The 12,897-nt window shown below is 54.8% G+C and carries 7 protein-coding genes; all 7 read left to right on the plus strand.

The window, feature by feature from the left end:
• Window positions 1-7 precede the first annotated feature (7 nt).
• The 7 genes from AC1DWM_RS26690 (at window position 8) to AC1DWM_RS26720 (ending at window position 12,768) form a co-directional block, all read left to right on the plus strand.
• Window positions 8-745 carry a DUF4123 domain-containing protein gene (locus AC1DWM_RS26690; RefSeq protein WP_477796571.1) on the plus strand — a complete coding sequence of 246 codons (738 nt, stop codon included), beginning with the start codon at window positions 8-10 and terminating at the stop codon, window positions 743-745.
• On the plus strand, window positions 745-5,442 hold the full coding sequence (locus AC1DWM_RS26695) for an RHS repeat-associated core domain-containing protein (RefSeq protein ID WP_477796572.1): 4,698 nt from the start codon (window positions 745-747) through the stop codon (window positions 5,440-5,442). The genes AC1DWM_RS26690 and AC1DWM_RS26695 overlap by 1 nt, the downstream gene beginning before the upstream one ends.
• Window positions 5,439-5,828: a hypothetical protein gene (locus tag AC1DWM_RS26700; RefSeq protein WP_477796573.1), complete on the plus strand. Its 390-nt coding sequence runs from the start codon at window positions 5,439-5,441 to the stop codon at window positions 5,826-5,828. The genes AC1DWM_RS26695 and AC1DWM_RS26700 overlap by 4 nt, the downstream gene beginning before the upstream one ends.
• 192 nt (window positions 5,829-6,020) lie before the next feature.
• Window positions 6,021-6,785, plus strand: coding sequence for a hypothetical protein (locus tag AC1DWM_RS26705; protein WP_477796574.1), 765 nt, complete (start codon window positions 6,021-6,023; stop codon window positions 6,783-6,785).
• Window positions 6,786-6,809: 24 nt separating this feature from the next.
• Window positions 6,810-7,553, plus strand: a complete 744-nt coding sequence (locus tag AC1DWM_RS26710; RefSeq protein ID WP_477796575.1) for a DUF4123 domain-containing protein — start codon at window positions 6,810-6,812, stop codon at window positions 7,551-7,553.
• Entirely contained in the window at window positions 7,550-12,355 is a 4,806-nt protein-coding gene (locus AC1DWM_RS26715; protein WP_477796576.1) for an RHS repeat-associated core domain-containing protein, read from the plus strand. The genes AC1DWM_RS26710 and AC1DWM_RS26715 overlap by 4 nt, the downstream gene beginning before the upstream one ends.
• Window positions 12,352-12,768: a DUF6896 domain-containing protein gene (locus tag AC1DWM_RS26720; protein WP_223512853.1), complete on the plus strand. Its 417-nt coding sequence runs from the start codon at window positions 12,352-12,354 to the stop codon at window positions 12,766-12,768. The genes AC1DWM_RS26715 and AC1DWM_RS26720 overlap by 4 nt, the downstream gene beginning before the upstream one ends.
• Window positions 12,769-12,897 lie beyond the last annotated feature (129 nt).

Consider the following 12,897-nt stretch of genomic DNA (forward strand, 5'->3'; position numbering starts at 1 on the left):
GACAGTTGTGACATCTGAAAGCATTTCCCCTCAGGCCTGGTTATCCGAGATCCCGCTGCAAACGGGCGAACACCTGTATCTGATCGTCAGCGCAGCCAGCGATGCCGATGCGCTGAAGACGCTTTACCAGAATGACCCCACCACCCAGGCCACCCCGATCTGGGGCGGAACTCCCTACGCGAGTTGGCAACAGGTAATGCCTTACCTCACCGAGTTGAAGCCCAACTCGGGTTTTCTGTCGTGGATTGCCGAAACGGACGCGCAAGACTGGGGATGGCTGGCGGTTTCAACCAGCACGCCGGAGGTGGTCTTCGAACACCTTCGCAGCCTGACCCAAGTGCGCATGCCCGATGGAACCGAGGTGTTTTTCCGGTTCTGGGATGGGCGGCATATCTATCCGATTCTGGAGGGATTGGGTGAGGCGGCGGGTGAAGTGTTGCCGGTGTTTGATCGGTATCTGATTAATGGCAAGCGGCTGGATATCGGGCCACGCGTGGTGCCGGTGGCGAAAGATTGGCCTTGGTGGGAGGTGCCAAAGACGTTGCTTGATGGCTTGGCCAAGCAAGACCCGTCGACCTTGATCGGCAACCTGATGCAATGGCTGGAAGAGGAACGCCCAGACATCTACGCCGCTTACCCCGACAGCAACCTGAAGCTGAAAATCGCACGCTTCGTGCGTCGGCCCGATGCTCCGAAAAGCTTGAATGAAGCACTGTTAAACCACCTGATTCTGGAGCAAGGCTGATGGATCGCGTTGCCTACGTTGATAACCAACTGAGTACGTTCAAGGACAGTCTGAAGCTGTACCAGGAACAAACCAAAACCTGGTATGCAGAGGTCGCCGATAAAGGCAGTCGCGCTGCAGACTTGCCTTCTTTGCTCGGCATGGAGCGAGTGATCAAGGTCGGCAACTCCAGCAAATCCGTCAGCATGACTGACGGCGATTTCTCCTCAAACGTCGCTCAGTGCCCACTCAAAGGCCCATTGCTGATCGAAAGCAAATTCGAATCGGTCTACGACATTCCGCTGGGCGATATCGAAGTTGAAATCGTCGCGGTGGAAGGCGGCGCGGTCAGCAAAGTCAAACTGGATGCTCAAGGCAAAGCAGCCTGGACAGAAGGTGTTCCGGGCAAGTTCTACAAGATCCGCGTTCACAATGAAGTGACACCGGCGCAGATTGATACGCTGTTCAGTTCCTATGGCGGTCTGACCGCCGACCTGGAAGGCTTCCTGCGCAAGGAATGGGCGGGCTTCAAACCTCAATGGTCCAACGTGTCAGCCTCCGGCACCGCCATGGCTGTCGGCAACGGCATCCTTGAAGGAGGCTGGGAAGCGATCAAAGGGGTCTGGGATGGCATCAGTCTGGTGCTTGACATCCTGCAAGACCCGGGCAAGTTTGCGAAGGACCTCGGTGCAGGCACCCAAAAACTGATCGACCTCGCCAAACAAGCACCCGACGTCATGAAAAAGGCCATGTTGCTGGCCAGCGACGAGGCCGCGCTGTTCCTGATGGTGCGCAGCGCCATCATCTGGCTGGCAGGCCTGCCACCGATGAAGATGGCTGGCGATGTGGCAAAAATGACCACAGCGGCGGTCGTGGGTATCGCCATCGACATCGTCATCTCGATCGTGCTGACCATCGCCGCGGAAGGTACCGGCGTCATCTACCTCGCCGCGCGGTTGAAGAGGTACGGCGAAATCATCATCAAGGCAGTCACTGGCTTTGTGGAGTCGGTGTTCAAGATCATCAAAGGCTTCATGGAATACGTCACGAAATACACGGCCGTTGCGGCCCGTGGTGTGACGGCACAAATGAAGAATGGCTTGGCCCAGTTGCGTTTTGACGGGAAGAAAAACGCGAAATTGGGCAAGGGCAAAACCGGCGATGATGTCTCCAGGCAAGCCACGACACCCGCCGACAAAAGCGCTGAACCCGCCGCGAAAACCTGCACTGACAAGTGCCCCGTTTCGATGGTCACTGGTGAAGAGCTGTTGACGCTGACCGATGGTCAACTCGACGGCCTGCTGCCCTTTGAGTGGACGCGCCTGTACCGAACCAGTGCCGTGGAAATCGATTGTGGCCTGGGATACGGCTGGAGCCATGCGCTGGCGCACCGTGTTGAGATCAACGGTGATGAAGTCATCTGGACCGACCACGAAAACCGTGCCACGCCGTTTCCACTTCCGAGCCAGCAACGCCCCGCTATCACCAACAGCCTGTCGCGCGCAGCGATTTTTATCGGCGACGATCCTTCGGAACTGGTTCTGGCACAGGCAGGCAGTCGCCCTTCCTTCTACCACTTCCGTTACAACAGCAAAGGCGCAACCCTCATCGCCGTCAGCGACAGCTATGGCAACCGGTTGCACATCACCCGTGATATTCACGGGCGAATCAAACGCCTCGATAACGGTGCCGGTCGCGCCCTCCTCCTGCGCTACGACCGAAAGCACATTGTCGCCGTCGACTATCAGCARTTCCTTCCGGCGGACACTCTGGAAGATGCCTGGAACACCGTCCAGACGCTGGTCACGTACAGCTATGACGCGCAGCATCGCCTGATTGAAGCGAAGAACGCGGCCGGTGAAGCCGAGCACTATCGCTACAACGATCAGCACGTGATTCTCGAACGGCAATTGGCGGGTGGCGCCAGTTTCTTCTGGGAATGGGAGAACGAAGGCAAGCTCGCGCGTTGCGTCCATCACTGGGCGAGTTTCTCGCAGATGGAAGCACACTACGTCTGGGACGATAAAGGTAGCGTCACGGTTACTAACGCCGATGGCAGCGAAGAGGTTTATACCCACGACGATAAAGCGCGGTTGATCAGCAAGATAGACCCCGATGGCGCGGAACACCACAAGGCCTACGACGACAAGGGCCAGTTGATCGCAGAAAAAGATCCGCTGGGCGCCGTGACCGAATACCGGTACGACGAAGACGGCTTGATGACGGCGGTCATTCCTCCGGAAGACGAACCGGTCACGTACGAATACAGCAATGGGTTCGTGAGCGATGTCCATCGCGGCAAAGCCACGTGGAAGTATCAGCGCAACAATCAAGGCGACATAACCCAGCAGATTGATCCGCACGGCAACGCCACCTTCTACAGCTACGACCGCCAAGGCCGCTTGCTGGAAATCCGTCATCCCGATGGCAGCCGCCATCAACTGGGCTGGAACAACCTCGGACAACTGCTGGAAGAAAGCCTGCCTGACGGCGGTCAACGCAAATACCGTTACGACGCCTTGGGCCGGCAGATCACCCGTCAGGAAGAAAACGGCGCGATCACCCACTACCAATGGGACGCCGCCAATCGCCTCGCACAAGTGACCCTGCCCGGTGGCGCAACCCGCGCATTTACCTACAACGCCTACGGCAAAGTCACCGCCGAGCGCGATGAACTGGGGCGCATCACTCGCTACGAATACGCCGATGGCCTGCACCTGGTCAGCCGCCGCCTGAATCCGGACGGCAGCCAACTGCGCTACCGCTACGACAACTCTCGCCTGCTGCTGACCGAGATCGAGAACGAACGTGGCGAGCACTACCACCTCGATTACTACGCCAATGGCCTGATCCAGCAGGAAACCGGTTTCGATGGTCGTCGCACCGCCTACGAGTACGACCTCAACGGCCAATTGCTGAAAAAAACCGAATTCGGCGAAGACGGCAGCGAACTGATTACCGAATATCAACGCGATGCCGCTGGCCGCTTGCTGGTCAAGACGCTGGCCGATGGCGAGGAAATTCATTACAGCTACGACGCAATGGGTCGCTTGGTCAACGTCGACGACGGCAACTGGCCCCTCGCCTACGAATATGACCTGCAAGACCGCCTGATCACCGAACATCAAGGCTGGGGCACGCTACGTTACGAGTACGACACACTCGGTCAACTGAGCCACTGCCGCCTGCCCGATGGTAGCAAACTCGACTATCGCCACCAAACCGGCGGCCGCCTGAACAGCATTGACCTCAATGGCTCGCGCCTGACCACGCACCAGTTCAACGCTGGTCAGGAACTTCAGCGCCAGCAAGGCCTGCTGCTTAGCCAGTACCAGTACGACGAACAAGGCCGATTGCAGGCGCACACCGTAAGCCAGCAGGAACGCAACCTGTTCCGCCGTCGCTACGCCTACGACGCCAACGGCAACCTCGCCGGCATCGACGACAGCCGCAAAGGCAATCGCAGCTACCACTACGACCCGCTCGACCGCCTGATCAACGTCCGCGGTAGCACCCCGGAAAGCTTCGCCCACGACCCTGCCGGCAACTTGCTGGGCCAAGGCGACCAACCCACCGCGAACCTGGCCAACGTCAAAGGCAACCGCCTGCTGATGCAGGGTGACCGCCACTACGACTACGACGCCTACGGCAACCTGACCCGCGAACGTCGCGGAACCGGGCAGAAACTCGTCACCGAATACCGTTATGACTGCCAGCACCGTTTGATTGGTGCCAGTCTGCCGGGGGGCAGCGTTGCATCCTATAAGTACGACGCCTTCGGACGTCGCATCGAAAAAACTGTCGATGGCAGCACCACTGAATTCCTGTGGCAAGGCGAACGCCTGATCGCCGAAAGCGCTGACAACCGCTATCGCACTTACGTTTATGAACCGGGTAGCTTCCGTCCACTGGTGATGCTTGATGGCGAAGGCCCGCTGAAGGCGACGCCGTTTTACTATCAGCTCGACCATCTGGGGACGCCGCAGGAGCTCACCGACTACAGCGGCGAGATCATGTGGTCTGCCAAGTACCGCGCTTATGGCAATCTCGCTGCACTCGATGTTGCCGAAATTGACAACCCGCTGCGGTTTCAGGGGCAGTACTTCGATGCGGAGACGGGCTTACACTACAACCGGCATCGCTACTACAATCCGGGGACTGGGCGGTACCTGACGCCGGATCCGATCAAGCTTGCGGGTGGGTTGAACAACTACCAGTACGTGCCTAACCCTACGGGGTGGGTGGATCCGTTGGGGTTGAATGGATGTCCGGGGGCCGGGAGCAATCCTGATTCGAAAAATCCCGCCGACAAAGCTAAAGTTGAGACTAAGGAGCCGCCAGCCCCGGAGGTTACTTGGTCGAGCCCTTCAGTTAAAAGAGCCTCCGATCAGCTTGATCGCGGGGCGAAAGATGTAACGGTTAACAGCAGAGGAGAGGCTGAAGAACTATTTAGGGGGAAATACGTAGGTGAAGGCTATAGAAACGCCGAAAAATTTAATTCCGTGACTGCCAAAGACTACTTTGTAACTCCCGAAGGGAAAGAGTCATACTACCACTGGGACGACACACCCGTTTCCAACATCGAAACCAGAAAAGTATACATGGCGAATCACAGCCCTACTGACCCCCATGCCGCCTTGCCACATTTGCAACTACATCCAAAAGACGGCAAAGTAATCCGTATTTACTGGCCAAATCAATTTGAGGGGCAAAAATGAACGAGCAAAAAATAATCCCACGAAGTGTTTGGTACGGTCTCGACGGCAAAAGCTACGACTCAATTGCGCAAGAGTTGAAATCTGAAGACCCACTGTCGCGCAAATGGGCCGCGATATATGCAATTTACAAATATGAATTTCTAACGAACGATCCTTCCCGATACTACGACTTTATAAACAATGCAAAAAACTCTCGGTACGCGACCATAATATTTTCAGTACCTATTGAGACACTCGAAACAAGCGACGGCATAGATGACCGTGACATAAATATAGAAAAGTTTGAAGAGATGCATTCAGAAGAAGAAATAAATAGCTACTTGAAAAAAAACCAGATAAATCCAGAGTTGTTCACACCTCCATGGCGTTGTGACTATCCACTTTAACTCACCAAAAATCAGGCCAGTAAAAAGAAATCAAACACAAAGGGGACCGGTTTATTTTCACGGATTTTTTAGTCCTAAAATAGGTTTACACCTGTTCCCCCAACGCCCGACCGCAACGGCACGACCACGCAGCCACAAAATACTGAGCCTGCAGTAATCTCAAATCGCAATATTACCCACACTGACCAACTGATGAACATCAAACACGTTCTGCTCATAATTTTAACGGCACTTCCCACGTCGGTACTTGCTGAGAACGCAGAGTTTGGATTCGTTAAAAGCAGTCCGGACGGAAAGGCTTATTTATATACAACTCAGGAAATTTCTAGCAATAATTCCATTTCAGTACAGTTCCCTAAACCCAACGGAGCCGTCGCTTGCTGCAAATCAACAAAATCAAATGGGGAAAAACTGCAACCAGGTGATGTAACCGATTTGCTCAACGACGCCGACATGCACATCTACGGGCTCGACATTCAATACAAAGAGCCGTTCATCGGTATAGCCGTGGTGGGTAAAAATGTAATCGAACACGGTGCATCAGCGATTGAAGTCAAGGGGCATGCAACAATAATCAGCACCTGCCTAAGCCAAGAAGGCGTTCATCTTTTCTCACGAAAAAATGGACGTTTGAATGGTCATTTGTATTTAAATCTCGGGTACGACGTAGAGCCAACCTATCAATCTTGCGAAACGGAACGTCAAAGCTCCGTACCGACAGACGTCTCCAGCTACATCAAAAGTAGAGACAACTGTGACTCTCTGCGCGGAGATATTCCTGAACCGGACCCTGCCGACCCGGGGAATCTTGATCGTGTCATCAGCGATATAAACAAATATTGCAAAGGTACAGATCAGCAGCTGAAGCAGTTGGAGGAGAAATACTCCGGAAACAAAAGCGTTGAAACGCTGCTCTCGACGTACGAAGAGAATATTGAAGCGGATATGAGTTTTTAGATTCGCTCATCAAGGACGACAGTTGTGACATCTGAAAGCATTTCCCCTCAAGCCTGGTTATCCGAGAGCCCGCTGCAAACGGGCGAACACCTATATCTGATCGTCAGCGCCGCCAGCGATGCCGATGCGCTCAAGTCGCTTTATCAGAATGAGCCAACAACCCAGGCCACTCCGATCTGGAGCGCAACCCCCTACGCGGGCTGGCAACAGGTCATGCCCTACCTCGTCGAGCTGAAACCCAACTCCGGTTTTCTACCGTGGATTGCCGAAACAGACGCGCAGGACTGGGGTTGGCTGGCAGTTTCAACCAACACGCCGGAGGTGGTGTTCGAACACCTTCGCAGCCTGACCCAAGTGCGTATGCCCGATGGCACCGAGGTGTTTTTCCGGTTTTGGGATGGGCGTCATATCTATCCGATTCTGCAAGGGTTGGGGGGTGCAGCGGGGGAAGTGCTGCCGGTGTTTGATCGGTATCTGATTAATGGGAAGCGACTGGAGGTTGGGGCGCGGGCAGTGCCAAAGGCGAAGGATTGGCCGTGGTGGGAGGTGCCGAAGGGGTTGCTGGATGGCCTGACGACGAAAAACCCGTCCACCGTGATCGGCAACATGATGCTGTGGCTGAAGGAGGATCACGCCGATCTGTATTTCTCGGTCCCTGAATCCAACTTGCAGCAAAAAGTGGCGCGCTTTGTAAGACGCACCCCACTCACGGAAGAAAACTACACAGGGCTACTGAAGGCTTACTTGGAAAATGAGGTGACCGTATGAGCATTTTGATGGGTTCCATTGTCGGGAACCTCACAGCAAAACAACCAGATGCTCAGGTCATCATCAGTGATTTCAACAAGTGTATTGCTGACTACCGTAGCCATGCCGAAGCCTGGTATGGCGGTGCCCTGGATGCGGAACAACAATTTCAGGTCGGCGACGAAGTCGGTACTCAGGACAAAGACAGYAAAGAGCAAGTCGACCTTTACGCAAACTGCCCAGCCAATGGCAAGCTCAAACTGGTTCACAGTTTCGAGTCTGCGCGCTTTGTCCCTATCGGTAATACACCGGTTCGATTGGCGCCTGTGGCCGATGGCAAGCTGTTCGGTAAAAATGAAATAGGTCAGGCGATCACCGCAACGATTGGTCCTAGCGGGATTCTTGAAGTTGCGAATCTCACACCGAACCAACAATACAAAATCACGTTTTTCCCTAACCCCACCCCAGCGCAGATCGACACGCTGTTCAATTCCTATCAGGGCGTTATCGGCGATCTGAGCGGCTGGCTACAAACCCAGTGGACCACTGACTTTTTGCCGTTGTGGCAGGAACATAACAACGCGTCCATGGCTGGCCGTGTCATGCAGGACCTGGAAGCCGAGTGGAAAGGCTTTTTGAAAGCGATCATGGGTTTGTGGGGCGATATCAAAAGCCTCTACAACCTTGTTGCGCATCCTCGAGAGCATTATGAAAAGCTCAAGAAGTTCTTCACCGAGGAAGAAATCAAGCGCATCTACGACGCCTCGGGGGAAGCGATACATACCGCCCTGCTGATCGCCAGTGACGAGCCTTTGATGTGGATCTACGTGGCCGCAATCATGGCGTGGGTCAAAATGCTGCCTCCGCAGACCTGCACGGAAGTGCTGTCTCAACTGACCACCGAAGTCCTGCTGAACATTCTGGTCGGTGTTGTATTGACCGGTGGTCTTGGCTTGGCAGTACGTGTCGGCACCAAGGCACTGAAAGCCACACAAAACAGTGGCAAGGTGCTGAAGCTGATCGAAGACTTCACCGGCATGCTGATGAAAATCAGCAAGAAGAATGCTGCGGCCCACACTGAAGCCGCCAAGCCGTTACTGCTCAACGGCAATTCAGCGGTCAATCAGGCACGCAAAGCCAGCGTCGAAATTGCCGCCCCCAAGCCCGCAACCACGGCAACAGCACCGAAGAAAAAGCCAAAGGTTACAGGCGGCAAAGTGGAGACCGACGCGCAAATCCATGCACGCGGAAAGAAAGACAACACCACACGCATCGAACAAAAAGAGCCTGTCGATAACGCTCCCGACCAATCGAAAACCCCCGCCGACCAGCCCGCCCAGTGCGCTAACAAAACCTGCACTGATGGCGAACCCGTGTCGATGGTGACCGGTGAGGAATTGCTGACGCTCACCGATGGTGAACTCGGTGGCCTCTTGCCGCTGGAATGGACGCGTCTTTATCGCAGCAGTGCAGTCGAAATCGACAGTCGTCTCGGCTATGGCTGGAGCCATTCACTGTCCCATCGCCTGAACCTGGACGATGAAGGCGTGCTGTGGACTGACAATGAAAACCGTCAGACCCGCTTCCCAATGCCAACCGAACAACGTCCGGCCATCACCAACAGCTTGGCCGAAGCGGCGATTTATCTTGGTGATGTGCCAGGTGAACTGATCCTGACTCAGGCTGGCCCAAAAACGCGGTTTTACCATTTCCGTGCCGGGCGTCTGAACACCATCAGTGATGCCTACGAAAACCAGTTGCACATCAGCTATGACCTGGTTGGGCGCATTCAGCGCATCGACAACGGTGCTGGTCGCGCCTTGCTGCTGCGTTATGACGACCGTCACATATCAGCAGTGGACTACCAGCAGCAACGTGCCGAGTACGATGATCGCGGTGAGCGCCAGGATCCATGGCAAACCGTGCAAACCCTGGTCACCTATCACTACAACGAGCGCAATCAACTCGTCAGTGCCACCAATGCTGCCGGTGAGCGCGAGCATTATCGCTACAACGATCAGCACGTCATTCTCGAACGTCAATTGGCGGGTGGCGCCAGCTTCTACTGGGAATGGGAACGCGAAGGCAAATTGGCGCGCTGCATCCGCCACTGGGCCAGTTATTCGCAACTGGAAGCGCGTTATGTGTGGGACGACAAGGGCACGGTGACCGTGCTTAACGCCGATGGCAGCGAGCAGGTTTACGTGCATGACGAAAATGCGCGTCTTATCAGCGAGACCGCCCCCGACGGAGCACAAACGCAAAGAGCGTATGACGGCGAAGGTCGCCTGATCGCTGAAAAAGACGCGCTGGGAGCTGTCACCGAATACCAATACAACGACGCCGGACGTTTGATTGCGGTTGTCCCTCCAGAAGATGAACCGACTCGCTACAACTACTACGATGGCCAACTCATCGATGTGCAACGCGGCAGAGCTCGCTGGAAGTACGAGCGAAACCGTCAAGGCGATATCACCCAGCAAACCGCCCCCCACGGTAACGAAACTCACTACAGCTACGACCGTCAGGGTCGCCTGTTGGAGATTCGACACCCTGATGGCAGCCGCCACCAACTGGGCTGGAACAACCTCGGTCAATTGCTGGAAGAACGACTGCCCGACGGCGGCCAGCGCAAATACCGCTACGACGCACTGGGTCGGCAGATTACTCGTCAGGAAGAAACCGGCGCGATCACCCACTACCAATGGGATGCAGCCAGCCGCCTGACGCAAGTCACCCTGCCCGGTGGCGCCAGCCGTGCGTTCACTTACAACCCGTACGGCCGCGTTACCGCAGAGCGCGATGAGCTGGGCCGTGTGACGCGTTACGAATACGCCGATGGTCTGCACCTGGTCAGCCGCCGGATCAATCCGGACGGCAGCCAGTTGCGTTATCGCTACGACAACTCGAGATTGCTGCTGACAGAAATCGAGAACGAACGTGGCGAGCACTACCACCTCGACTACCACGCCAACGGCCTGATCCAGCAGGAGACCGGTTTCGATGGCCGTCGCACCGCCTATGAATACGACCTCAACGGCCAACTGCTGAAGAAAACCGAGTTCGGCGACGATGGCAGCGAACTGGTTACCGAATATCAGCGCGACGCTGCTGGGCGCTTACTGGTCAAAACCCTGGCCGATGGCGAAGAAATTCACTACAGCTACGACGCCTTCGGGCGCTTGGTCAACGTCGATGACGGCAACTGGCCGCTGGCGTATGAATACGATCTGCAAGACCGCCTGATCACGGAACATCAAGGCTGGGGCACCCTCCGCTACCAGTACGACACCGTCGGTCAACTGAAACACTGCCGCCTCCCGGACGGCAGCAAGCTCGATTACCACCATCAGCGCGGCGGTCAACTGAGCAGTATCGACCTCAACGGCTCTCGCTTGACCGCCCACCAGTTCAACGCTGGTCTGGAGCAAAAACGCCAACAAGGCCTACTACTCAGCGAATACCAGTACGACGAACAAGGCCGTCTGCAAGCACACAGTGTCAGCCAAAAAGATCGAAACCTCTTCCACCGTCGCTACGCTTACGCCGCCAATGGCAACCTCACTAGCATCGACGACAGCCGCAAAGGCAATCGCAGCTACCACTACGACCCGCTCGACCGCCTGATCAACGTCCGTGGTAGCACCCCGGAAAGCTTCGCCCACGACCCGGCCGGCAACTTGCTGGGCCAAGGCGATCAACCCGCCGCGAACCTGGCCAACGTCAAAGGCAACCGCTTGCTGATGCAGGGCGACCGCCACTACGACTACGACGCCTACGGCAACCTGACCCGCGAACGTCGCGGCACCGGGCAGAAACTCGTCACCGATTACCGCTACGACTGCCAGCACCGTTTGATCGGTGCCAGCCTGCCCGGGGGTAGCGTCGCGTCCTATAAGTACGACGCCTTCGGCCGACGCATCGAAAAAACCGTCGACGGCAGCACCACCGAATTTTTGTGGCAAGGCGAACGCCTCGTCGCCGAAAGCGCTGACAACCGCTATCGCACTTACGTTTATGAACCGGGTAGTTTCCGTCCGCTGGTGATGCTGGATGGCGAAGGCCCACTGAAGGCGACGCCGTTTTACTATCAGCTCGATCATCTCGGTACGCCGCAGGAGCTCACGGACTACAGCGGCGAGATCATGTGGTCGGCGAAATATCGCGCTTATGGCAATCTCGCTGCACTCGATGTTGCCGAAATTGACAACCCGTTGCGGTTTCAGGGGCAGTACTTCGATGCGGAGACGGGCTTACACTACAACCGGCATCGCTACTACAATCCGGTGACCGGGCGGTTTCTGACGCCGGATCCGATCAAGCTTGCGGGTGGGTTGAATAACTACCAGTACGTGCCTAACCCTACGGGGTGGGTGGATCCGTTGGGGTTGAATGGGTGTCCTGGATCTGATGGAGGTAAGCCAGAGAAAGCCCAAGAGCGCTCGGAAGAAAAGGCAAAAGTAGATGAGGGCAGTCCTAAAATCCCAGTAGTCTTGCATGATGTGGACCCCAACCTACTTAATCGCACGCATAGCATTGAAGGCAAAGGATCGACTAAACGAGTTGAAAACCTCGCAAATGACATGCGTAGTAACGGCTTCAATAAAGAAAAACCAATCGACGTCGTTGAACACGAAGGTAACTATTACATAGTAGATGGACACCATCGAGCGGCAGCTGCACGGCGCACCCACACACCGGTAAGCATAAATTTAGTCAAAGACTTAAAAGCTTACGGAAACAAAAACTACGCAACCCTTGATGACGTGTTAGATTCTGCAAAAAATGTTGGCAATGACAGACTGGAGCGTCCTAGAAGATGAAAAACAAAGAGCTTGAGTCATTAATTTTCGATTTTTTAACCGCTGTAGAGGACTCGCTAGTTTTACTCGAAAGGCAATTCGGCTCGAGATCTCTCCTAGCGTTATGGCGTGAAAAAAAAATCGAACAACGCGGAGAATTAAGCCCCGGTATAAGTTACCAACTTCATGGCAAAGGTTGCATGATCGAATACCCAGAATTCTGTATAGATTTTGACTACGGCCCTAACGAAAGAACAGATGGGTTTGACGCATGGCGGCTGTACAATTACGCATGTGAATTCCCAGACAAACACCAAAAATACACGGACCTAAAACTAGTTGAAGCAGAACTTAGCCAATACGCACAGATGAAAAAAATCAAAAAAATTAGCAACTCCAATTCAGATCTATATTTTTTCGAGCATAACCAATAGCTCCCTACAACTAGAAAATAAAGGGGACACTCGATTTAATTAGTAACGTAATAAATATTGATAACTCTGTTGTTCGCGCTCCACTAGGAACTAAATAGATGAAGGCAACGATACAGCACATCATAGAAC

This window comes from Pseudomonas sp. P4_C8 (genome assembly GCF_056401975.1).

Excerpts from the sequence above, each read along its gene's own strand:
- AC1DWM_RS26720 (WP_223512853.1), top strand. The coding sequence starts at position 12,352 with ATGAAAAACAAAGAGCTTGAGTCATTAATTTTCGATTTTTTAACCGCT.
- AC1DWM_RS26700 (WP_477796573.1), top strand. The coding sequence starts at position 5,439 with ATGAACGAGCAAAAAATAATCCCACGAAGTGTTTGGTACGGTCTCGAC.
- AC1DWM_RS26705 (WP_477796574.1), top strand. The coding sequence starts at position 6,021 with ATGAACATCAAACACGTTCTGCTCATAATTTTAACGGCACTTCCCACG.